This is a genomic window from Marispirochaeta aestuarii, from assembly GCF_002087085.1.
Classification (GTDB): Bacteria; Spirochaetota; Spirochaetia; order JC444; family Marispirochaetaceae; genus Marispirochaeta; species Marispirochaeta aestuarii.
The window spans coordinates 36172-58038 of record NZ_MWQY01000012.1 but is presented as its reverse complement, the minus strand read 5'-3'; the positions used below and the strand labels follow the sequence as shown (position 1 = coordinate 58038).

Genomic DNA, 21867 nt, shown 5'->3' with positions numbered 1-21867 from the left:
GTCCTTTTGATTATACTTACTCAGAAAAATCTCTCCGTTCCCTGATGGGATCTATCCGCCAGCGTTTGGGCCGGGGAAATCCCTGTACCCAGATGGCGATCTTCCGTTCTTCGTAGAGGTTCAGTGCCTCGAGCTCCAGGGACATGAACAGGTACCTGACCTTGACGCCGAAGCCTCCGCGGTACCAGCCTTCTTCAAGGCCCGTAAAACCGAAGTGCTCGGAAAGGTAAAAATCCCCCAGCTCAAGAAAATCGGAGTGTTTTTCAAAGAGAAAAACCTCCATGGCCGCCTGATTTTTCTGAAGAACAGACCCTATCTCGATATGATCGATCTTCTCCACCGGCAGCAGCGTATTTACCCGCCTTCCCCCAAGCTCAAAGCGGCTGTTAAGGTCCCGCAGATCATCACCGTCCAGTCGGATCCGAAGACCCCGGTCCTGCAGATAGAGGAACGATTCATTCAGAAGCTCAAAAATCGTCTTTCCCTGTTTATCGGCATATTCCAGCATCCTGGTAAGAATTTCAAGATCAAGCGGACGCAGAACGCCTGATTCGCCGCTGATATTCGAAAGAATGAGATCAAGCTGATCGTCCTCCGCGGAGGCAGTAAACACCAGACATGAGAAGAGAAGAAAAATTCCGATAAATCGCATGCTTATTCTAACGGCTGCCGTAATTCTTTGCTATCCAGTCCTGGTACTCGCCGCTTCGTATGGATTCGGTCCATTCCGGATTGTTCAAATACCAGTCGACAGTACGGGACAATCCCTCTTCAAAGCTGACCGACTGTTTCCAGCCCAGGTCCCGCTTGATTTTTTCGCAATCAATGGCGTAGCGGCGGTCGTGGCCGGGCCGGTCTTTTACATAGGTAATGGTCTGCCGGATTCTTTCCGGGTCTTTTCCGCTTTTTGCCGCCACTATTTCTATCAGGCGATTAAGAAGGGTAATGTTTTCCCACTCGTTCTCGCCCCCCACGTTGTAGCTCTCTCCCGCAGGGGCATCCCGGATGACCTGCCAGACAGCCGAGGCATGGTCTTCCACATAGAGCCAGTCCCGGATGTTTTTTCCGTCCCCGTACACCGGCAGGGCTTTTCCTTCCAGCATGTTCATGATCATCAGGGGAATCAGTTTCTCCGGAAACTGGTAGGGTCCGTAATTATTGGAACAGTTTGACAGGGTTACCGGCAGTCCGTAGGTATGATGATAGGCCTGCACGAGATGATCGCTCCCCGCCTTGCTCGCCGAATAGGGACTCCGGGGGTCGTAGGGGGTAGTCTCGGTAAAGTAGCCTTCCTCTCCCAGAGAGCCGTAGACCTCATCGGTGCTGACGTGATGGAACAGCACCTCATGGCTGCCGTTCCAGGAGTTCCGGGCAGCCTCCAGCAGGGTAAAGGTACCCATAACGTTAGTGCTTATGAAGGCCTCAGGACCCAGGATCGAGCGGTCCACGTGGCTTTCGGCGGCAAAGTGGACCACCGTATCAATTGCATGCTCGGTAAAAATCCGCTCCACCGTCTTTCGATCCCGGATGTCGCCCCGGACAAAAATGTAGCGTTCAGGATACTTCTCTTCGAAATCCGCAAGACTCGCAGGGTTTCCCGCGTAGGTCAGCATGTCAAGATTAACGAGTCTGCCGGTAAAACCAGCCTTCTCAAAGAGATAGCGGATAAAATTGACCCCGATAAAACCCGCCCCGCCGGTAACCAGTACACTTTTCAATGATCTCATACTATTTTTACTCCCCATATGGAATCTTCGATTGTATCCATCCTTAGATCTCTGCTTTTCATACCGCATTCAGCGGAATATCCGCAGAGGAAAAGAACTCGGCCAATGAGTCTTTCCAGTCCGGTATCTCAAGGCCAAATTCTCGCTTGACTTTCTCCTTGCAAAGCAGGGAATAGCGGGGCCGTCTGGCGGGAGTGGGAAACTCCGAAGACGGGCAGGGGTTTATTTCGCATTCCGAGGTAAGTACACCTTTTTCCCTGCCCAGGCGGTAAATCTCCCGGGCAAAGCCGTACCAGCTGCACTCTCCCTCGCCGGAAAAGTGGTAGGTGCCATATGCTGTACTTCCTGAGCCGATAATTACAGAGATAAGCAGGGCGAGTTCCCGCGCCCAGGTGGGAGAGCCTTTCTGATCATTCACCACCTTGATGCTGTCCCGACTCTCCATCAGTTTCAGCATGGTGTAGACAAAGTTACTGCCGAATTCCCCGTAGAGCCAGGCGGTGCGGATAATAAAGTGCCGTTCCGTTATCTTCCGGACCGCCTCTTCTCCCGCCAGCTTGCTTCTTCCGTAGACGCTCTGCGGACCTGTGGCAGCGTCTTCAGCCAGGGGTTCGGCAGAGCTGCCGTCAAAAACGTAGTCTGTGGATATGTGGATAAGCGGGATGTTATGATCTGCGGCAGCTTCGGCAATATATGCAGGGCCGTCCCGGTTCAGCGCGAAGGCTGAAGACTCTTCCTCCTCCGCCTTGTCCACCGCGGTATAGGCCGAGCAGTTGACGATCCAGTCAGGTCTATGCTTCTTCGTAAAGTTCCGCAGGGCTGATGGTTCGAGAATGCTGACCTCCCGGTCACTCCCGACGTGTGGAAGGCCGGCTTCATCAAAATAGCGGGAGAGCTCCTTTCCCAGCATACCCTGGTTGCCGATTATCCAGATCACGCAAGGTCCTTCAGATACGGCAGGCTCATGTCCTTTTCAGACACGATTACGTCGGTAAAGGGCCAGTCTATCGCGATATCCGGATCGTCCCAGCGGACGCCGGCATCGGCGTCGCCCTTGTATTCGGCGGTGCATTTGTACTGAAGCTCGGTATCGTCCTCCAGGGCAAGAAAACCGTGGGCGAAACCGGGGGGAATATAGACCATGCGCTGATTATCTTCCGAGAGCTCCAGGGCAGTCCACTTTCCATACGCAGGGGAGCTATTTCGCAAATCCACCGCAACATCCCAGGCCACGCCGCGGCTTACCCGCACAAGTTTCCCCTGGGCGTGGGGTTCTTTCTGAAAATGAAGACCCCTCAGGACACCGCGGGATGAGCGGGAGTGGTTGTCCTGAACAAAGGGGCCGGAAATCCCTGCCGGGGTAAAATCAGACTCCTTGAAGGTTTCCAGAAAAAAGCCCCGGTCATCCGGGAAAACCCGGGGTTCTATTATTATAAGTCCGGGAAGCTCTCCGGAAAAAAAACTGAAGGGCATACAGTGTCACTCCCGGACAAGGGAACGCAGATATCCGGCATAGTCGGTTTTGCCCAGGGCTTCAGCCTGTTTGAGGAGGCCTTCTTTATCTATCCAGCCGTTGTTAAAGGCGATCTCCTCGATGCAGGCAACGTACATACCCTGCCGGGTCTGCACGGTCTCGATAAAGTTGGCCGCGTTCAGAAGGTCCGCGGGGTTCCCGGTATCGAGCCAGGCAAAACCGCGTCCGAAAAGTTCCACCTTCAGTTTTCCCCGCCGCAGGTATTCGTTATTCACGCTGGTGATCTCGATCTCCCCCCGGGCGGAGGGTTGCGTTTTCTTCGCGATTTCCACCACGTCATTGTCGTAAAAATAGAGGCCCGGAACGGCATAGCGGGATTTCGGCTGCTCTGGTTTCTCCTCAATGGAGAGCACATTGCCCTCTGTGTCGAACTCCACCACGCCGTAGGCCCGGGGGTCCTTTACCGGGTAGCCGAAGATCGTGGCCCCCTCCTCGCGCTCTGCGGCTTTTTTAAGCATGGCGCTGAATCCCTGACCGTAGAACATGTTGTCTCCAAGGATCATGGCGACCCGGTCGCCGCCGATAAAATCCTGACCCACGATAAATGCGTCCGCCAGCCCCCGGGGTTTCTCCTGCACCGCGTAGGAGAAGGACATCCCCAGGGCTTTCCCGTCTCCCAGCAGCTCTTCAAAGGGGCCAATGTCCCGGGGAGTGGAGATGATCAGTACCTCCCGGATACCTGCCAGCATCAGCGTCGACAGGGGGTAATAGATCATGGGTTTGTCGTAGACCGGCAGAATCTGCTTGGAGATTGCTAGGGTCGACGGAAACAGCCGGGTTGCCGTCCCGCCGGAGAGTATAATCGCTTTCATGCTTGCCACCTTTTTTACTATAGGGCATCTCTAAAAACGTGGTATTTTTACCATAGTCAAGGAGGAAAGATTTTGTAGCGCCCGCAGACTCTTGTGGTAACAAGAGTTGAGGACCGCGGGAGATCTTGACGACACAGGATATGGGGAAAAGAGTAGTTTTTAGAGGTACCCATAATTATTTACCTGTAATCAATTTTGCACAAGATCCCTCATCCATGCAAGAAGGGGATCCCGCATATCCTCCCGCTTGAGGGCATAGAGAATGCTGGTCTTGAGAAACTCCAGCTTGTCCCCCAGATCATGACGCCGGCCCTTGAAGCGATAGCCGTACATGGCCCGGTCGGCGAGCAGAATACGCATGGCGTCGGTCAGCTGGATCTCGCCGCCCTTTCCGGGTTTCGTATTCTCAAGGGCCCGGAAAATTTCCGGCGGCAGTATATAGCGGCTGGCTATCACCAGATTTGACGGAGTTTCGGCGGGAGAGGGTTTTTCCACCATGTCTTCCACCAGATAGACTCCTGAGCCGATCTCCTTTCCGTCGATTACGCCGTACCTGCTGACCCGCTCCCTCGGAACCTCCTCCAGGGCGACGACAAGTTCCTCATAGCGATTGTAGACATCCATCAGCTGCCGGGTTACCGGGCGCTCCTCGCTGCTCTCGAGGACAGTATCCCCCAGCAGTACCGCAAAGGGCTCGTTTCCCACGTGGTCCCGGGCATAGCGTATGGCGTCTCCCAGTCCGTTCTGTTCATGCTGCCAGACAAAATGGATGTTCACGTCCCCGGGTACAGCCTGGATCAGCCTGAGTTCCTCTTCCTTACCCTTGGCCTTCAGAAGCTCTTCGAGCTCATAGTTCCGGGCAAAATGCTCCTCGATGGCCCGTTTTCCCCGGCCGATTATCAGGAGGATATCCTTGATTCCCGATTCCACCGCTTCGTTGACCACATACTGGATGGTGGGGGTATCGACAACCGGGAGCATCTCCTTGGGCTGCGATTTTGTCGCCGGCAAAAAGCGGGTTCCGTAGCCCGCCGCGGGAATAACTGCTTTTCTGACCATGGCCGTCCAACTCCTGCTTAGCGGATTTCCGGTTTTATGGCGATTGCCCCGATTGCGCGCATGGCCTCTTTTACCGCCGTATACTGGGCCTCATCGGCATAGGTTCCGATAATCGCTCCTCCGGAGCCGGTAAACTTTGCCGAGGCACCGGTGCTTCTGGCGGCCTCCACCATGGCCTCGTTCTCCCTGCTTATGGCGCAGATACTGCGGCGCAGATCGAAGTTGGCGTTCATGATCCTGCCGAGATCGGAATAATCTCCGCTGATGAACATCTCCCGTACCTGCCGGGCGTATTCGCCGAACTGTACCATGGCCTTCAGGACCTTTTCCTCTCCGTTGTCGAAGCGGTAGCGCAGATCATTGTGGACCACTTCGCTTCCTTCGCTGAGTTCAGGCTTGTAGGCGATAAAAAGCCTGGGCATTTTTCCCGGTTCCAGGCGTTCATAGCCTCCGTAGCCCCTGCTCTCCATCAGCCCCCGGTCAAAATCCATGTAGACAATTCCCTGATAGGCCTGGGCAACCCGGTCCTGCAGCCCGCCGCCTATGCCCAGTTCCTGCCGTTCCACCGACAGGACAAGATTCGGAAGGGTATGATCGGGAATGGAAACGGAATAATAGTTCATCAGGGCCCGCATGCAGGCGGTGATTATCGCAGAGGAACCCGCAAGTCCAAGATGAAGGGGAATGGAAGAGTGATAGCGAATGGTAAAATTCCGCTCATCAAGATCGATCCCCTGTTCGGTGCAGTAGTCGTAAAAGCGTTTTATGGTCGCTTTGAGGAGGCGTACTCCGCCGTAGTATCCGTAATGGGCCACATCCTCCGCCAGATCCTTCAGGCCGGCAAACTTGGTGGTGTCCCTCCGGCCGGGAAGGATCTCCAGTTCCGGACTCTGGTAGAGGGTGATGTCTGCCTGGAAGTCGGCAAAGGTAAAGGCAATGGTTTTGCCGTAGTATCCGTCGGAAGGATTCCCTATAAGCGCAGCCCGGGGGTAGGAGACCGTCTTTATAATCATCCCCGGCCGACTCCCTGGTAGAGGAAGCCCGCCTCCTTGACCCGTTCTGCATCCAGTACATTGCGGGTATCCAGGATTATGCGTCCCCTCATCAGCTTCCTGAGCCGGTCGGTATCGATGTTGCGGTAGATGTTCCACTCCGTCATTATGACAAGGGCGTCCGCCCCTTTGGCGGCATCGAACTCGGAAGCGCAGTAGAGAACCTCGTCGAACTCCCGGGAGAAATTATCCATCGCCTTGGGATCGTGGGCCTGTACCCTGGTTCCTTTTTCAAGGAGTCTTCCCACCATGTTCAGGGCCGGGGTTTCACGAATATCGTCGGTCTCAGCCTTGAAGGCCAGCCCCAGCACCGCAACGGTCTTGTCCGCAAGGCCCGGGGTGCCGGCCGTTTCGAACATGGCCTCCAGCTTCGCGACCATCCGCTCCTTCTGGGCATCGTTGGCCTCCACCGCGGACTTGATCAGGCTCATATCCACACCGTGCTGCTCTCCGGTGGAAACAATGGCCCTGGTGTCCTTGGGAAAGCAGCTTCCGCCGTAACCGGGTCCGGGATGCAGGAATTTCGGACTTATGCGTCCGTCCATGCCCATGGCCTTGGCAATCTGGTGGATGTCTCCATTCACCGCTTCGGCCAGGTTGGCCATCTGGTTGATAAAGGTGATCTTAACCGCCAGGAAGGCGTTGGCAGCGTATTTTATAAGCTCCGCGGTCTCCAGGGAACACCAGACGAAGGGGGTCTGGATCAGGTAGAGGGCCCGGTAGAGCTCCTCCATGACCTCCCGGGCTTTCGGAGACCCGGTACCGATGACGATCCTGTCGGGATGGAAGAAGTCCTGTACCGCTTTGCCTTCCCGCAGGAACTCCGGATTGGAGACCACATCGTAATTTTCCCCCTCCTTCGCTTTGGGGTTGAAGGCCTTGATGCGTTCTGCAACCCAGCGGTTGGTCCCTACCGGTACGGTAGACTTGGTCACGACCACGGTGTAGCCGTCCAGGTTCTCCGCCACCGAGCGGGCGACCATCTCGACGTATTGCAGATCCGCGCTGCCGTCCTCCTTCGGAGGGGTTCCCACGGCGATGAAGACAACATCGGCCCGCGCTATGGAGGCGCCGATATCGGTGGAAAACTGCAGACGTCCGGATTCCAGATTCCGGCGCAGGTACTCCTCACAGCCCGGTTCGTAGATGGTGGGAATACCCTTGTTCAGGGACTCGATCTTTTTGGCGTCCACATCGACGCCCACAACGCTGTTGCCGAAATCGGCGAGACCCAGGGCCGCGATTAATCCTACGTACCCGGTTCCCACAACACAGACATTTACCGCCATAGACTATATTCCTTATTTGCGTTTGCTTTCTGCTTTTACAGCTGCCGTGAATCTTCGATTCCCAGGGCACGATAGATATCAAGGACCGCCCGGGACTGGTTCAGGGTGTAGAGGTGAATTCCAGCAACATCCGCAGCCAGAAGCTCCATGACCTGCTGGGTGGCCCAGTGTATGCCCACCCGTTCCACCTGTTCGTCGCTGCGGGTCCTGGCAATGCTCTTTAAAAGGCCTGCGGGAAAGCGGGTGCCCGGGGAGAGTTCCGCCATTCGCTGCAGGTTTGCCCGGCTTACCACAGGCATGATTCCCGCGATAACCGGCACATTGATGCCCGCAATGCGGCAGCGTTCGGTAAAATCGAAAAAATCCCGGTTATCAAAGAAGAGCTGGGTACAGATATAATCCGCTCCGGCATCGACCTTGGCTTTCAGGTGATCCATTTCCACAAGGCGATTGGGTGTAGCCGGATGACCTTCGGGGAATCCCGCCACCCCGATGTTCATTCCGGGCCAGCCCTTCTTTACGAAGGCCACCAGTTCCGCGGCCCAGGCAAAGTCCCCGGTCTTTTCATCGCTTCCCTTTGGTGGATCCCCCCGCAGGGCCAGGATATTGCTGATACCCGCCTCCTGGTACTCATCCAGAACCTGGGCGATATCGTTCCGAGAGGACCCCACGCAGGTAAGGTGGGATACCACCGGGAGCCGGGTTTCTGTGTTAATTGCAAGGGTTGTCTCCCGGGTAAGCTCCCGGGTGGAGCCGCCGGCCCCGTAGGTAATGGAAACGTAGGAGGGCTTCAAGGGAACAAAATCATCGACGATGCGCCTTTTTAAGGCAGCGAAACCCTTCTCCGTCTTTGGGGGGAAAAACTCGAAGCTGATGCTCGGATGATTAACACGCTGATTACCTGGAAGCGACACGGGAACTCCTTGAAATCGAGAAATATTGAAACAAAGATGGGGAGGATAACAAGATAAAATCCTTTATTCTCTCGAAGAAATCTTGTTAAACAGACGTTTAATTTCAACCCTTGGATTTCCAAAATTAATCAGCAATCCTGTTTCAAAATCAGACGCCCGCAGGTAGTTGATAAGCTGTGCAGAGTGAACTGCATCAAGCTTGTTAACAGCCTTTAACTCAACAATAACAGAGTTTTCAACCACAAGATCGGCAAGATATGTACCAACTCTATTATTCTTGTACCAGACACAGATTTCTTTCTGCTGTTCAGCGAAAATACTGTGTTCTTTTAATTCAGCCAGCAGCGCATTTTCATATACTTTCTCAAGAAAACCGGCGCCAAGCTCGTTCATTACCTCAAAGGATGCACCAATAATTAGTTCTGTAATCTGATCTGTTTCCATAGACTTTTTCACGAGTGTTTTTCTTCATATCCTTCTTATCCTGTACATCCTTGTTCCAAAACCCTAGGGTGTTACAAACAGCTCCTGCAGGAAGGAGGCTCCCTGTTCCCGGGTTTCGGAGTCCGGGATGTAGCTTTCTGCGTAGATGGTGAAGAGTCTGCCGACGTAGCTGTCAGGGTCCCGCACGTAGTCGAGACCGTTGGAGATACAGCTGTGCTCGACAATGAAGTCCAGATCACTCCTGCCTTTGAGGAAGATGCCGTCGTAACCGCTCTCTTTCCCTTCCTGTACAAGCCGTTCGATGGACTCCTTGTAAAAGACCACGTTTTTTATGGTCCGCTTGAAGTAGCGATAGCTTTTGCGGGTAATGGCCTCCACACCGGCGGGGGAAACAGCATAGCGGATATTCCTGTTATTGACCTTTCTGACCGTCAGCAGGCCTTTCTTGACAAGCCGCTTGAGAATCGCGTTGGTCATGCCCAGGGAGAGCCCGACAATCTCCGCCAGGTCCCGCTGGCGTACGGATGAGGAGGAGTGATAGATGTTTTCCAGGATTTCCAGTTCTTTGTCTTCGTGGTTCACTGTTATTTTCAAACTTGCCGCACCGGGCACACAGTTCACCTGATGGCACCGGACGAAAAATGTCGTGCCCCCATGTAAACCGAGTAGCTGCGCCCCGCCGATACCGTCGACGCCGCCGAAACAGACTGCCGATATAATTCGGTGAGTATATTGTTGGCAAACAATTCAGGGATTGTTCAAACTACGAACAATAATATCACACTGGCCTGATTATTCAAGATCTATGCTGATCAATCACCCGGAATCCTCCGATTATTTTCAGCCGCTTCCACAGGATTATTAATGGGCTATGAGGAGATATCAGACCTCTTTGGCTTCTCAGAAATCCCGGGAATCCGTATACTGTGAATCAGTCTGAATAATATTCAATGGAGCAGCCGGATGGTATACGGAATTGGCAATCCCCTGATAGACATTCTGATCCAGGTCAGCGAAGAAGACATCAGTGCCCTGGGGCTTTCCAAGGGGACCATGCACCTTGTGGACAGCAGCGAACGGTCACGGATCCTCACTCACTGCGCAGGACTACCGGTGGAATACCGCTGCGGCGGTTCCTGCCCCAACACCATAATAGCCCTGGCATCCCTGGGGATCGACGCTGTCCTCGGCGGAAAGGTGGGCCCCGACAAGGAAGGGGATGAATATATCCGGCAGCTTGCCAGTTTCTCTTCCGCTTCCACCCTGGCCCGGGGTCAGGAGGCCACCGGTTCCAGTATAATCCTGATAACCCCGGATACGGAACGTACCATGAACACCTTTCTGGGAGCGAACCGGGAGTTCAGTCTGGACGATCTTGACCTGGACCTGGTTCGAAACGCCGACTACTTCTACTTTACCGGCTACATGTGGGATACGGACGCCCAGAAAGCGGCCATCCTGGCGGCCCTGGGGGCCTGTCGTAACGCAGGCACAAAAATCGTCTTTGACGCGGCGGACCCCTTTGCGGTAAACCGCAACAGGCTCGAGTTTCTGCAGCTCCTGGACTCCCATGTGGATATCCTTTTCGCAAACCGCGAGGAGGCGGGAATCCTTTTCGGATCCGACTCCATGGAGGGCTGCCTGGCGGCGCTGAAAAAACGCTGCGATACCGGGGTTATTAAAAACGGACGCCACGGCTCCGTTGTGTATTCAAACGGCGCTGAATACAGTATTCCCATTTTTCCCGCCACCGCGCTCGACTCCACCGGCGCCGGGGATATGTATGCCGCGGGATTTCTCTACGGTCTTATTCAGGGACTGGGGCCGAGGGAAGCAGGTCTCTGCGCTTCATGGCTCGCCGGAAAAATCGTCCAGATAAAAGGAGCCCAGTTCAGTCCCCGGGAGTTTGAAGCCGTCAGGCAGGGGCTCGAGGCCGGGGAGTGGAAAGTCTCCGGCTGAATAAAAAAACCCCGCCCATTCCCGGACGGGGTCGAATTTATTACTGAGTAACTGATCTAAACGCCGCAGGCTGTTTTCAGGTCATCCACCCTGTCGGTCTTTTCCCAGGAAAAGCTGTCCCGGCCGAAGTGGCCGTAGGCTGCGGTCTCCTGGTAAATGGGCCGCATCAGGTCCAGGGTCCGGATAATCCCCGAGGGACTGAAATCGAACACCTCCCGTGCCGCCTTCTCTATCCTTTCGATGGCCACATTCTCAGTACCGAAAGCCTCCACCATTATGCTCACCGGCTCGGGCACCCCGATGGCGTAGGAGAGCTGCAGTTCGCAGCGCTCGCAGAGCCCGGCGGCGACAATGTTCTTGGCCGCGTAGCGGGCCATATAAGCTGCCGAGCGGTCCACCTTGCTCGGATCCTTGCCCGAGAAGGCACCGCCACCGTGACGACCCATGCCGCCGTAGGTGTCGACGATTATCTTGCGTCCGGTGAGCCCAGAATCCCCGTGAGGTCCGCCGATAACAAAGCGGCCGGTGGGATTGATAAAATAGCGGGTATTTTCCGCAAGGAGTCCCGTGGGCTCAAGCACCGGTTTGATGATCTTGGCGATAATCTCGGCCTTCAGCTCCTCGTAACCGATGCCTTCGTCATGCTGATGACTCACAACGACGGTGTCGATCCGTTTGGGGGTATGTCCTTCGTATTCCACGGTAACCTGGCTCTTGGAGTCCGGCCGCAGCCAGGTGATTTTGCCGGTTTTCCGCACTTTGGCCGCATGCATCAGCAGCTTGTGGGCCAGGGTAATGGGAGCGGGCATGAGTTCGTCGTTCTCCCTGCAGGCAAAACCGAACATCATGCCCTGGTCGCCGGCGCCCTGCTTGCCTTCATACTCCTTGAGGCCGTGCCCGGATACTCCCTGGCTTATATCGGGACTCTGGCTGTGAATGGTGCTCATAACCGCCATGGACTCGAAATCAAGGCCGTACTCCGGCTTGTCATAGCCGATGGATTTGGCGACCCCCCGGGCGATCTCCTGGATATCCACGTAAGTGTTGGTTGTGATCTCCCCGCCGACGAGTACCATACCGGTGGTGGTAAAGGTTTCGCAGGCCACCCGGGATTCCGGGTCTCCCGCCAGACAGGCGTCGAGGACAGCATCGGAGACCTGGTCAGCCAGCTTGTCCGGGTGACCTTCCGATACGCTTTCAGAGGTGAACAGATAGTTTCGTTGCTTCATAGAAACTCCTTAGATTTTTTAAGCAGGCAATACGCCCCTTCCGGAGAAATCAAGCAAGCAAAGGAAACTCCGGTAAGGGGGCAGCGAACTTACAATATCAGCAACCGCCGTACATACTAATAGCGGTAGTGCTCCGGTTTAAAGGGCCCTTCCGGTTTTACCCCGATATACTCAGCCTGTTCCGGGCTCATCTTCGTGAGCTTTACGCCGATTTTATCAAGATGAAGCCGGGCGACCTCCTCGTCCAGGCGCTTGGGCAGCCGGTACACATCCTTGTCATACTCGTTCCGATGCTCCCAGAGGTCCAGCTGTGCCAGGGTCTGATTGGAGAAGGAGTTGGACATGACGAAACTCGGATGTCCGGTGGCACAGCCCAGGTTCACCAGGCGTCCTTCGGCGAGCAGAAAGATGGCGTGCCCGTCGGGGTACAGGTACTTGTCTACCTGGGGTTTGATGGTAATCTTCTCGACCCCCGGCAGGCTGTTCAGCTTGTCCACCTGGATCTCGTTGTCAAAGTGGCCGATGTTGCAGATAATCGCCTGGTCCTTCATACGAGCCATGTGCTCGGTGGTAATGATGTCCCGGTTCCCCGTGGCGGTAACGTAGATGTCCGCCTCGCCGAGGGTCTCCTCCACGGTAGTTACCTGAAATCCCTCCATGGCAGCCTGCAGGGCGCAGATGGGATCAACCTCGGTGACGATGACCCGGGCGCCGAAGCCCCGCATGGACTGGGCGCAGCCCTTGCCGACATCGCCGTATCCGCAGACAACCACAACCTTGCCCGCCACCATAACATCGGTGGCCCGCTTGATGCCGTCCGCCAGGGACTCCCGGCAGCCATAGAGGTTGTCGAACTTGCTCTTGGTAACCGAATCGTTGACATTGATGGCCGGGAAAAGCAGGGTACCTTCCTCTTTTCGCTGATAGAGCCGATGAACCCCGGTGGTGGTCTCTTCAGACACTCCCTTCAACTCCGGCACGACGGTCTTCCACCATCCCGGCCGTTCGGCCTCGATTCGCTTCAGGAGCTTCTTTACAACCCCCTCTTCGCGGCTTGCCGCAGGTTCCTCTGTCCAGGAGCTGCTTTCTTCCAGTTCAAATCCCTTATGGACCAGCAGGGTCGCATCCCCGCCGTCATCTACAATAAGATTGGGACCCGAACCGTCCCCGAAACTCAAGGCCCTGTAGGTGCAGTCCCAGTACTCCTCCAGGGTTTCCCCCTTCCAGGCGAAAACCGGAACTCCCGCCGGTTTTTTAGCGCTTCCACCGGCCTCGGGGCGCCCGACAACCACCGCTGCTGCGGCATGGTCCTGGGTGGAAAAGATATTGCAGCTTGCCCAGCGGACCCGGGCCCCCAGGCTGACCAGGGTCTCGATCAGCACCGCGGTCTGGACGGTCATGTGCAGCGACCCGGTAATCTTTACCCCTTTCAGGGGCTTTGACGATGAATATTTCTGACGTATGGCCATCAGGCCGGGCATCTCTTTTTCTGCTATCTCGATCTCTTTTCGGCCCCATTCAGCAAGGCCTATATCCTTGATCATGTATTCCATGTTTCCTCCAATGTACCCAGGGGCACACGTTATTGACTACTCTTTTTTCGGTTTTTGCTAACACCTTATCCACAGGAAGTTAAAAACGAAAGCAGAAGGTGCTTCTATTATTTACTATAAATCCGGTAAGAAAAAAAGCGGATTTCCGGAGTTTTTTCCGGTAATCCGCTTTCTGCTATGACTTTATTCCGGTATCCAATTCTCGGAAAAAAATTTATCCACAACTTGTTAACAGTTTTCCATTATCCACGGTAGATAATACGCACCTGCTTGAAGAGCCCCTCTCCCTCGCTTTTTGTTTCGATATCCTCCAGACCATTCAGCGTGGTATGGATAATCCTCCGTTCAAAGGGATTCATGGGTTCCAGCAGGCGGCTGTCCCTGCTGCGCCGGACCTGATCAGCGGTTTTTCTGGCCATACGCACCAGGTTCTCCTCCCTGCGGCTGCGGTAGTTTTCGGTATCCACCACAACCCGGTTGGGAAACCCCAGCTTCCCGGCAAAAACATTCACCAGGACCTGCAGTGCATCAAGATTTTTTCCCTTACGTCCTATAAGGATTCCCGAATGATCGGAATCTATGCGGACAATTGTTTTTCGGGCTTCCCGTCCGGCAACCGTAACGGTCCCGGGAAAACCCATCTTTGACATCAGGGTTTCCAGAAACGAGATCAGTTCTTCTTCCTGTCCCTCCGCGGGCAGCTGGACAGTTTCGTCGTCCTCTTCATCTTCTTCGGTAATATGGACCCGGATTTTTACCGGACCTTTTCGGAACAGGCTCCGTCGGGAGGACTCGACGATTTCCACATCGAACTCCTCCCGGTCGAGGTTCAGATCGGCGATGGCTTTATCTATCGCCTCCTGCTCACTTTTTCCCTCGAATTCTTTTATCATATCAATCTCCTGCTGGCCCCTTTTCAGGCCCCTTTCGGATGTGTTTTCTGGTGTCGCGTAATAAACAACTGCTGTACCGTGGTCAGGAGGTTGGTGACCGTCCAGTAAAGCAGCAGTCCCGACGGCATATCGTACAGGATAAAGAAGAACATGATGGGCATAAGATAGGTCATCATCTTCATCTGGTTGTTCGACGCCATGCTTCCTGCGCTCATCTGCTTCGAAGACCAGAGCTGGGTCCCGACAAAGAGGAACGGCAGAAGGTGGATCTCGCTCCAGCCCAGAATCGGGATGGTAAAAGGCAGGGTAAAGATCGTCTCCGGACTGGACAGGTCGGTAATCCAGCCTTCAATAAAGACCGCCCCCCGAAGATCGAAGTGCTTGTTCAGAAGACCGTACAGGGCAATGAAGATGGGCATCTGGAACAGGATGGGCAGACAGCCTCCCATGGGATTGATACCTTCCCGTTTGTACATGGCGGCCATTTCGGCGTTCATCTTGTTGGGATTGTCCTTGTACTTTTCCCTGAGCTCGTTGATCTTGGGCCCTATGGACTGCATCTTGCTGGTAGACTCGTAGCTCTTGTGAGTAAAGGGAAAGAGTACGATCTTGATGAAAATCGTCAGCAGGATGATGGCCACACCGTAGTTGGGAATAACCTTGTAGAAGGTAAGCAGGATAAACTTGAGAATGTTCTCCAGCCAGCCGAGGATCCGGCCCTGATCAATGACCTCGTCCAGATCGAGGTCCTGCATGTTGAAACCGTTCTTTTCGGCTTCGTTATATTTTTCCAGGATCCTGGCGGTTTTGGGCCCGAAGTAGAAGCGGAAGGTATCGGTATTTCTGGAACTCTTGATAACGGGGCGGGAAAAATGGATTTTCGCCGTATCCTCGAGTCCCGGAATCGGTCTGGACGAATAGGTAGTGGAGTAGGAAGCAGCCCCGGGAACAGCGATTACCGTAAAATACTTACCCGCTATCGCCGCCCAGACGTAGCGTTCATTGGTGGTGGAGTATTGGGTATCCTTGTCTATCTTGACGGTATGGCGTTTGCTGCCGTCATACTGATAAAACCTGCGGTACTCCTGCCGGCCTCCCAGGGAACTGAATTCCGGACCGATCTGGGGTCCGTAACTCAGGGTATAGGCGAATCCATCGTTCTCCAGCCTGGGTATATCATTGATACTGTTGATAATGCTTATATCCAGCTCAAAGAGGTAGTCGTCAGGTTTGAAGGTGTAGGTTTTCTGCAGAGTAAAGGGTACGTTGTTTCCATTGTCGTCCCGGTAGGTAAAATCCCCTTCGAAGCGGACGGAGGATCCGTCCAGACGCACTACACGGAAAAGATCATTCACCGCTTCCCGGTCCGGTCCGCCGAAGTGAAGGTTGAAAGCCGTTTCGTTGCTCTCTCCGGTGTAGATCATCTCCAGTGGCTTACCGTTGTCTTCATGCTCCTTCAGCTTCAGGGATGTGAGAACGCCTCCACGGTTCGAGAAGGTCGCCTGAAAGATGTTGGTTTCAATAAGTACAGTTTCTTCTTTGACTGTTGCCGAATCAACCCGTTTTATATTGGCAACCTGCCTGACCCCGGTTACCGCAGTTTCCGGTGCGGTCTCCTCGTCAGCGCTTTCCGCGGGTACAACGGCGGTCTGATCCTGCTGAGGCCGGGGCGGCTCAGGAGGAAAAAAGGTTGACTGTACGGAAAATCCAATGGTAATCACGATTACCGAAAGGACCACCGCCAGCAGGGTATTTTTGTCCATCATTACTCCTTAGGGAACAGGATCGTGTCCGCCGGGATTAAAGGGGTGACACCGCAGAATACGGCGTACCGACAACCCGAGACCCTTGACGGGGCCGTGTTTTTGCAGTGCCTCAAGGGTGTAGGCGGAGCAGGTTGGATAAAAGCGACACGATGGAGGTAAGAGGGGAGATATAGCAAAACGGTACAGCCTGACCAGGAGGATAAGGGGAAAACTGAAAATATCCCTAATTTTCATATAGTCCTGCCCGTTTAAGCAAACTCAGCATAGCTTCCGCTGTTTCGGTATAACTCATGCTCTTTTGATACACTACAAAACCGATGTCGTAGCCGGATCGAATATTGCTTTTCTGAATCCGGTACGCCTCTTTAACCAGGCGCCGCGCTCTGTTCCGTTCTACTGCTGTTCCGAATTTTCTACGCAGGGTTACAAGCAGACGGCTGGTATCTGAACCATTGGAACGGTATACCAACCGTAATGCTCCTCCGGAAACGGATTTTCCGGCGGCGAAAAGGGATGTGATATCCCCCCGTCGCCGAAGGCGTTCGTCTCTGGATAAACTAGTAGGGCTTTTTCTCATCGGCGACGGAGAGTTTTTTCCGTCCCTTTCGCCGGCGCCGGGCAAGGACGAGTCTGCCGCCGACAGTCTTCATGCGGGCACGGAAACCGAATTTTCTGTTCCGCTTAACCTTGCTCGGCTGGTACGTTCTCTTCATCAGGAATCTCCTTCTATCTTCTCGCGCATTTCAAGCGCATTATGATGACATGATAATTCAGGTGCCGTAGTATACGAATTCATCCTGTCTCCGTCAATGGAGTGCTCAGCCTTCAAAGTCGCTGATCAGAGAAAACAACTAAAGACCGCTTCACTCAGGAGAACGTTTCGCGGTCTTTGCCGTTTTCTCTGATCAGAATCTATCCGCCGTTTAGCTCCCCTGCTTTCATAGGTGATCTTCTGACGGAACCACGGCACCTTTTTAGCATTTTTTTAGGGGTATGCTGCATAAAACATCCACCAGCAACGAAGTGCGGAACGGGCGAAGCCGCTGAAACGTTATCCCGAGTGCAGGCGGTTTCGTCCGTTCCGCATGCTTCATTCGCGCCCCCCTATTTCCACTTCTTTTCGATGGATTTACCCAGTTTCTCAAGCTTTTTTTTGAAGTCTTCCGGCGGTTTCGCTTCCTGAGCTCCTTCGCTACTGTCCGTTTCCTGTTGTGCGGCTTCAGTTTTTTCCGGCTGCACAGCACCGAAACGTTTCTGAAGCTCCTCTTCGGGTACTCCGTCGATCAGAAGAAAACGCAGATCCCGGATCTCCAGGGAAGGATACTGCTTTTTTATGCCCGACAGGATACGTGCCTTGCGCATGCTGATCATCTGCATCCAGCCCGGGTGATCGACCCCGACAAAGACGATACCCCGGTCGATTTCGAGGATTCTTGAATGGGCCGCAAGATCGGTTCCCGCAAGGTCTGTCCAGGATGAGAAGATTCGTCCGTAGATCTTCAGATCCTCATGATTTATGTTCTGGAAAAGCTGTTCTACAAGTTCCCGGGCCCGTTTCATACGGGCGTCAGTATACCAGATTTTACCTGTAAAATCAGGGTCCCGGGTTTGCGGTATTCCCGGTAGGGTTCATCCGGAAGGAAGGTAAAAAAAGCCTGTTCATACGCGGGCAGGGAGGCAAGAAAGCGTTTTCGCCGTTCAAGATCCAGCTCAAGGAGTACATCGTCCAGAAGAAGAACCGGCTTTTTGCGGGTTTTTTCGGAAAAAAAGATGCTCTGAGCAACCCGGAGTACAAGAGAAATCAGCCTCAGCTGCCCGGTGGAGGCGGTCTGAACGTAGTCGTTGCCCTGGTGGACAAAGCGAATTCGGTCACGGTGGGGGCCGCTGGTGCACATGCCCTGGTCAAGGTCGCGACCCCGCTGAGATGCGAGGAGACGTACAACATGCTCCTCATCCTCTGCTGCCTTCCAGGACGGACGATATTCAATCGTCAGTTCTCCGGAAAATCTTGAAATTTCCCCGAAGAGACGACTGAAGGTACGATTAAAATCCTGAATGGTCTCCCGGCGTCGGCGCTGAATCTCGAGGCCCGCCCGGGCTATCTGCAGATCATAGCTGTCCAGCAGTGATGCCGGTCCCTCCTTGAGAACCTGATTCTTCTGTTTTATCAGACGGTTATAACTGCGCAAAAGATCGATGAAGAGGGGATTGAAAAGACTCATGATCTGATTGATAAACCAGCGCCGCCGCTCCGGACGGCCGGCGACAAAATCGATATCCCCGTGGGTAAATACAATACAGGGTACGTTGGATACCAGTTCCTTCCGGTCCCTGATCTGTTTACCGTCCAGGCGGATCTCTTTTTTTCTGCCCTGATATTTTAGGGCGATATCGATCTCCCGTTCACTGTCCTGGAAGATTCCCCGGACGGAAAATTCCTTTCCATCATCCCGGGGAACCAGGAAATCCGCCGCTGAACGGAAGGAACTTCCAAAGGAGAGAAAATAAACGGCCTCGAGAAAGTTTGTCTTTCCCTGGCCGTTTTCCCCGACAAGAAAAATTTCCTCCGCCCCGGTGTCAACAGCCGCATCCTGAAGATTACGATATCCGTAGACGGCGACGCGACGGAAACCCATCAGTCAAGCTGCATGGGCATTACAATATGGAAGTAGTCCCCCGCAGGAATCGACATAATGGATATGGCCTTGTTTGCTTCGGTATACTCAATGGCAATTTCTTCGTTGTCGATCACCTTGAGGGGATCCGTAAGATACAGGTAGTTCAGAGCAATAGTAGCCTCCGGACCTGAATATTCACAGGTGATCTCTTCCCTGGCAACACCGATTTCGCTCTCTTCGGAGTTCAGCACCAGGCTGTTCTCATTCAGGGTCAGGTAGACCCGTCGTGATTTCTGTTCCACCAGCAGCGATACGCGCCGGAGGGCGTCCATCAGCTCATTCCGGTTGATTACGATGCGATACTCCTGAGAATCGGGAATAACCCGCCTGTAATTGGGAAACTGCCCTTCGATAAGGTTGGACGAAACCTTCTGGTTGTCAAACTGCATAAAGATATTCTTGTCCGTAACGGCGATGCTGATGCTTCCCTGGCCGGAAGCCAGTTTCCGTACCAGGTTGAGGATCTTCGGCGGAATAATCACGCCGTTGAAATCAGGGATACTGCCGTCGACCTCTTTCATGATGTAGGACAGCCTCCTTCCGTCGGTGGCGACCATTACAAGGGAGGAATCGCTCTTTTCGAAATAGACCCCGTTCATGAAGAAACGGGTCTCGTCGTCGGAGATGGCAAAGATGGTCTGATTGATCATCTCGATCAGGTCGTTCTGAGGGACCTGAAAATAGGCGTCCTGAGAGACATCCTGAATCTCCGGATATTTGTCCGAGGTGATGCTCTTGAGCTGAAAATCAATCTTTTTAAAGAGAGGCCGGATAATAAGCCGATTATCCTGCTGTTCGAACTCAATCTCACCGTCGGGCAGACTGCGGAGAATTCCAAGGAATTTGTCACAGTAGATCGTGGTACTGCCGGGGACCGCGACCTCTACAGGAACCTGCGTCTCAAAGCCGACCTTCAGATCCGTAGCTTTCAGGGTTAGGGTGTTATCCGCGACTTCGATCAGGACGTTGGATAGTATGGAGAGGGCGTTTCGAGATGAGATGATCTCCTGGGCAACGGAAACTTCCCGAAGAATACTCGCTTTATCGCAGGTAAATTTCATATTTTCATGTCTCCTTGTATTATCTTATTTTTTAATAAATATAGCAGTAATAGTAGTAGGGCCTGTGAGTTTGTGGAAAAGCCGTATAAATCCTGTTTTGACAAGCCTTTGGTATCTGAATAAACAGGCATCCTGATTCCACAATTCATACACAGTATCCCCGGAAACTTTGGCTTTCTGATGTTATCCCCATAGTATTACCATGTTTCTAAGAGTTTGTTCCATACTCTTTTATTGACCTGATCAGCTGCTGAATTGTCGGTTCCAGAGCAGAATCGGTCTTCATGCGACTCTCCACCCGCTGGCAGGCGTGCATGACCGTAGTATGGTCTCGTCCTCCGAAGGCGAGTCCTACCTCGGTGGTGGAGTATTCGGTAATCTCCCTGACGATGTACATGGCAATCTGCCGGGGGAAGGCGATGGCTTTGGTACGCTTTTTTCCCCGCATGTCGTTATGAGAAAGACTGTAGTGATCCGCCACGACCTTCTGTATTACATCGATGGAGATATTTCCCGTTCGGGTGTTGTTAAAAACATCCTTCAACTGCTGTTCGGCAATCTCCAGGGTAACCCGCTTATTCAGGAGATCCGCATAGGCGATCAGTTTGGTGAGGGCCGCCTCGAGATCACGGACATTCGTGGTAATCCGATTGCAGATGAGGGTAATTACCTCGTCGGATATATCCACCCCTTTTTCTTCTATCTTTCGCTTCAGAATGGCGTAGCGTGTTTCGAAGTTGGGAGGCTGAAGGTCTACATTCAGACCCCGCTCGAACCTGCTCTGCAAACGGGCGGTAAGGTTTTTCAGTTCCGATACCGGACGATCGCAGGTAAAGACCATCTGCTTGTTGGCGTCGTAGAGGGCGTTAAAGGTGTGGAAGAGCTCCTCCTGGGTCTGGTCCTTTCCCTGGAGAAACTGGATGTCGTCGATCAGCAGCAGGTCAACGTTTCGATAGCGGCTTTTGAACTGGGCGTTCTTACCATCCTTGATGGCCTGGATGAACTCGTTGGTAAAGGTTTCGGAGGTGACATAGACCACCTTGAAGGCGTCAAAGTTCATATGAGCAGCATTTCCAATGGACTGGACAAGATGCGTCTTGCCAAGACCGACTCCGCCGTAGATCAGACAGGGGTTGTAGGAGGTACCGGGATTCTTGGCAATTGCAATGGCCGCATTGGCGGCAAAGGAGTTGTTCTCTCCAATGACGAAGTTTTCGAAAGTGTAATCTCCCCGCAGATGGGGGTGCTTCTGCCGGGGCAGGGTTCTTTCTGCAGCCACGGAGGCTCTGGTCTGGATTGGCGGGGCAGCGTTGGGCTGAACCGCTCTGGAGACTTCTTCTGTTCTTATTTCTTTTATGTTGCCGTTGTTCCCGTTGTTGTCGGTGGGAACAGCACTTTCCATAGCCTGTATTACATAATCAATACCGATGGGACTTCCGCTCAGTTCCTGCAATTTTGATTCGATTATACGCTGGTAGCGCTGTTTTACCTGATCCCGGTAAAAGACAGAAGGAACGGCGAGTATGATTGAATCCTGTCTGGAGGACTCGTATCGTAAATTCTTGAACCACATCATGAACTCCTGTTCAGAGAGATCATGACGTAGCTGCTGCAAAGCCTCTTTCCAGAACAGACTATAGTCCCAGTCGACGCTGTTCATATCTTTATCTCCGTATATTCCCAATATATTAACAACATATCCACATATTACGCATGAAATATTTTTACCATATAAAAGTTCATAAATATAGACAGGAAGAACCGGAAAAAAGGATGAATTCATAATTATTTGCTATACAAATATTTACAAAATACATCTTAACAAAAATGAAGCAATATTTTTTCCGAAATCTCCATTTATAAAAAACTATCGTCTACATCTGCCTTAAAAATGCCA

Annotated in this window: 23 protein-coding genes; 1 reads left to right on the top strand and 22 read right to left on the bottom strand. The window is 53.3% G+C overall.

Annotated elements, in window-relative coordinates; all coding sequences use genetic code 11:
* Positions 1–16 precede the first annotated feature (16 nt).
* The 11 genes from B4O97_RS11820 to B4O97_RS11770 all read right to left on the bottom strand — a co-directional run bounded on the left by B4O97_RS11820 (position 17) and on the right by B4O97_RS11770 (position 9413).
* Positions 17–652, bottom strand: coding sequence for a hypothetical protein (locus B4O97_RS11820; protein ID WP_083051062.1), 636 nt, complete (start codon positions 650–652; stop codon positions 17–19).
* A 7-nt stretch (positions 653–659) separates the two neighbouring features.
* Positions 660–1727, bottom strand: a complete 1068-nt coding sequence (gene rfbB, locus B4O97_RS11815; protein ID WP_083051060.1) for a dTDP-glucose 4,6-dehydratase — start codon at positions 1725–1727, stop codon at positions 660–662.
* Between the two features lie 58 nt (positions 1728–1785).
* Entirely contained in the window at positions 1786–2664 is an 879-nt protein-coding gene (gene rfbD / locus B4O97_RS11810; RefSeq protein WP_083051059.1) for a dTDP-4-dehydrorhamnose reductase, read from the bottom strand.
* Complete coding sequence (rfbC, locus tag B4O97_RS11805; RefSeq protein WP_083051057.1) at positions 2661–3200, bottom strand: dTDP-4-dehydrorhamnose 3,5-epimerase; 540 nt, start codon at positions 3198–3200, stop codon at positions 2661–2663. Before rfbC ends, rfbD begins: the two co-directional genes overlap by 4 nt.
* A gap of 6 nt (positions 3201–3206) precedes the next feature.
* Positions 3207–4073, bottom strand: coding sequence for a glucose-1-phosphate thymidylyltransferase RfbA (rfbA, locus tag B4O97_RS11800; RefSeq protein ID WP_083051056.1), 867 nt, complete (start codon positions 4071–4073; stop codon positions 3207–3209).
* Between the two features lie 189 nt (positions 4074–4262).
* On the bottom strand, positions 4263–5132 hold the full coding sequence (galU, locus tag B4O97_RS11795) for a UTP--glucose-1-phosphate uridylyltransferase GalU (RefSeq protein WP_083051054.1): 870 nt from the start codon (positions 5130–5132) through the stop codon (positions 4263–4265).
* A gap of 17 nt (positions 5133–5149) precedes the next feature.
* A complete protein-coding gene (locus B4O97_RS11790) occupies positions 5150–6145 on the bottom strand; it encodes a mevalonate kinase family protein (protein WP_083051053.1) in 996 nt (331 codons plus the stop codon).
* Entirely contained in the window at positions 6142–7473 is a 1332-nt protein-coding gene (locus B4O97_RS11785) for a UDP-glucose dehydrogenase family protein (protein ID WP_083051051.1), read from the bottom strand. The genes B4O97_RS11790 and B4O97_RS11785 overlap by 4 nt, the downstream gene beginning before the upstream one ends.
* 35 nt (positions 7474–7508) lie before the next feature.
* Positions 7509–8387 (bottom strand): methylenetetrahydrofolate reductase [NAD(P)H], encoded by an 879-nt coding sequence (gene metF, locus B4O97_RS11780; protein ID WP_083051049.1) that lies wholly within the window; start codon positions 8385–8387, stop codon positions 7509–7511.
* Positions 8388–8450: 63 nt separating this feature from the next.
* A complete protein-coding gene (locus B4O97_RS11775; RefSeq protein WP_083051048.1) occupies positions 8451–8831 on the bottom strand; it encodes a GxxExxY protein in 381 nt (126 codons plus the stop codon).
* A 63-nt stretch (positions 8832–8894) separates the two neighbouring features.
* On the bottom strand, positions 8895–9413 hold the full coding sequence (locus tag B4O97_RS11770; protein ID WP_233143030.1) for a winged helix-turn-helix transcriptional regulator: 519 nt from the start codon (positions 9411–9413) through the stop codon (positions 8895–8897).
* Positions 9414–9794: 381 nt separating this feature from the next.
* On the opposite strand from B4O97_RS11770, the gene B4O97_RS11765 reads away from it, so the two are divergent.
* Positions 9795–10790 (top strand): adenosine kinase, encoded by a 996-nt coding sequence (locus tag B4O97_RS11765; RefSeq protein WP_083051046.1) that lies wholly within the window; start codon positions 9795–9797, stop codon positions 10788–10790.
* A gap of 56 nt (positions 10791–10846) precedes the next feature.
* Here B4O97_RS11765 and metK read toward each other — a convergent pair whose 3' ends face one another.
* The 11 genes from metK to dnaA form a co-directional block, all read right to left on the bottom strand.
* Positions 10847–12019 carry a methionine adenosyltransferase gene (metK, locus tag B4O97_RS11760; RefSeq protein WP_083051044.1) on the bottom strand — a complete coding sequence of 391 codons (1173 nt, stop codon included), beginning with the start codon at positions 12017–12019 and terminating at the stop codon, positions 10847–10849.
* 116 nt (positions 12020–12135) lie between these two features.
* The gene (ahcY, locus tag B4O97_RS11755) at positions 12136–13572 is read right to left on the bottom strand and encodes an adenosylhomocysteinase (protein WP_083051042.1); all 1437 of its coding nucleotides are present in this window, start codon (positions 13570–13572) and stop codon (positions 12136–12138) included.
* Positions 13573–13814: 242 nt separating this feature from the next.
* Positions 13815–14465, bottom strand: coding sequence for an RNA-binding cell elongation regulator Jag/EloR (gene jag / locus B4O97_RS11750; RefSeq protein WP_083051041.1), 651 nt, complete (start codon positions 14463–14465; stop codon positions 13815–13817).
* Between the two features lie 23 nt (positions 14466–14488).
* Positions 14489–16231, bottom strand: a complete 1743-nt coding sequence (gene yidC, locus B4O97_RS11745) for a membrane protein insertase YidC (RefSeq protein WP_233143028.1) — start codon at positions 16229–16231, stop codon at positions 14489–14491.
* 6 nt (positions 16232–16237) lie between these two features.
* Positions 16238–16465 carry a membrane protein insertion efficiency factor YidD gene (yidD, locus tag B4O97_RS11740; protein ID WP_083051038.1) on the bottom strand — a complete coding sequence of 76 codons (228 nt, stop codon included), beginning with the start codon at positions 16463–16465 and terminating at the stop codon, positions 16238–16240.
* Complete coding sequence (gene rnpA / locus B4O97_RS11735; RefSeq protein ID WP_083051036.1) at positions 16455–16808, bottom strand: ribonuclease P protein component; 354 nt, start codon at positions 16806–16808, stop codon at positions 16455–16457. Before rnpA ends, yidD begins: the two co-directional genes overlap by 11 nt.
* Complete coding sequence (gene rpmH, locus B4O97_RS11730; RefSeq protein WP_083051035.1) at positions 16789–16944, bottom strand: 50S ribosomal protein L34; 156 nt, start codon at positions 16942–16944, stop codon at positions 16789–16791. The genes rnpA and rpmH overlap by 20 nt, the downstream gene beginning before the upstream one ends.
* 391 nt (positions 16945–17335) lie before the next feature.
* Positions 17336–17791: a DUF721 domain-containing protein gene (locus B4O97_RS11725; protein ID WP_083051033.1), complete on the bottom strand. Its 456-nt coding sequence runs from the start codon at positions 17789–17791 to the stop codon at positions 17336–17338.
* Complete coding sequence (recF, locus tag B4O97_RS11720) at positions 17788–18867, bottom strand: DNA replication/repair protein RecF (protein ID WP_083051032.1); 1080 nt, start codon at positions 18865–18867, stop codon at positions 17788–17790. The genes B4O97_RS11725 and recF overlap by 4 nt, the downstream gene beginning before the upstream one ends.
* Positions 18867–19970 (bottom strand): DNA polymerase III subunit beta, encoded by a 1104-nt coding sequence (gene dnaN, locus B4O97_RS11715; RefSeq protein ID WP_083051030.1) that lies wholly within the window; start codon positions 19968–19970, stop codon positions 18867–18869. Before dnaN ends, recF begins: the two co-directional genes overlap by 1 nt.
* Positions 19971–20178: 208 nt before the next feature.
* The gene (dnaA, locus tag B4O97_RS11710; RefSeq protein ID WP_083051028.1) at positions 20179–21630 is read right to left on the bottom strand and encodes a chromosomal replication initiator protein DnaA; all 1452 of its coding nucleotides are present in this window, start codon (positions 21628–21630) and stop codon (positions 20179–20181) included.
* Between the last annotated feature and the right edge of the window lie 237 nt (positions 21631–21867).

Bases quoted from the DNA above. Each gene is read 5' to 3' on its own strand.
- B4O97_RS11820 (WP_083051062.1), bottom strand. From the start codon at position 652: ATGCGATTTATCGGAATTTTTCTTCTCTTCTCATGTCTGGTGTTTACT.
- rfbB (WP_083051060.1), bottom strand. From the start codon at position 1,727: ATGAGATCATTGAAAAGTGTACTGGTTACCGGCGGGGCGGGTTTTATC.
- rfbC (WP_083051057.1), bottom strand. From the start codon at position 3,200: ATGCCCTTCAGTTTTTTTTCCGGAGAGCTTCCCGGACTTATAATAATA.
- rfbA (WP_083051056.1), bottom strand. From the start codon at position 4,073: ATGAAAGCGATTATACTCTCCGGCGGGACGGCAACCCGGCTGTTTCCG.
- galU (WP_083051054.1), bottom strand. From the start codon at position 5,132: ATGGTCAGAAAAGCAGTTATTCCCGCGGCGGGCTACGGAACCCGCTTT.
- B4O97_RS11790 (WP_083051053.1), bottom strand. From the start codon at position 6,145: ATGATTATAAAGACGGTCTCCTACCCCCGGGCTGCGCTTATAGGGAAT.
- B4O97_RS11785 (WP_083051051.1), bottom strand. From the start codon at position 7,473: ATGGCGGTAAATGTCTGTGTTGTGGGAACCGGGTACGTAGGATTAATC.
- B4O97_RS11775 (WP_083051048.1), bottom strand. From the start codon at position 8,831: ATGGAAACAGATCAGATTACAGAACTAATTATTGGTGCATCCTTTGAG.
- B4O97_RS11765 (WP_083051046.1), top strand. From the start codon at position 9,795: ATGGTATACGGAATTGGCAATCCCCTGATAGACATTCTGATCCAGGTC.
- metK (WP_083051044.1), bottom strand. From the start codon at position 12,019: ATGAAGCAACGAAACTATCTGTTCACCTCTGAAAGCGTATCGGAAGGT.
- ahcY (WP_083051042.1), bottom strand. From the start codon at position 13,572: ATGGAATACATGATCAAGGATATAGGCCTTGCTGAATGGGGCCGAAAA.
- jag (WP_083051041.1), bottom strand. From the start codon at position 14,465: ATGATAAAAGAATTCGAGGGAAAAAGTGAGCAGGAGGCGATAGATAAA.
- yidC (WP_233143028.1), bottom strand. From the start codon at position 16,231: ATGATGGACAAAAATACCCTGCTGGCGGTGGTCCTTTCGGTAATCGTG.
- yidD (WP_083051038.1), bottom strand. From the start codon at position 16,465: ATGAAAATTAGGGATATTTTCAGTTTTCCCCTTATCCTCCTGGTCAGG.
- rnpA (WP_083051036.1), bottom strand. From the start codon at position 16,808: ATGAGAAAAAGCCCTACTAGTTTATCCAGAGACGAACGCCTTCGGCGA.
- rpmH (WP_083051035.1), bottom strand. From the start codon at position 16,944: ATGAAGAGAACGTACCAGCCGAGCAAGGTTAAGCGGAACAGAAAATTC.
- B4O97_RS11725 (WP_083051033.1), bottom strand. From the start codon at position 17,791: ATGAAACGGGCCCGGGAACTTGTAGAACAGCTTTTCCAGAACATAAAT.
- recF (WP_083051032.1), bottom strand. From the start codon at position 18,867: ATGGGTTTCCGTCGCGTCGCCGTCTACGGATATCGTAATCTTCAGGAT.
- dnaN (WP_083051030.1), bottom strand. From the start codon at position 19,970: ATGAAATTTACCTGCGATAAAGCGAGTATTCTTCGGGAAGTTTCCGTT.
- dnaA (WP_083051028.1), bottom strand. From the start codon at position 21,630: ATGAACAGCGTCGACTGGGACTATAGTCTGTTCTGGAAAGAGGCTTTG.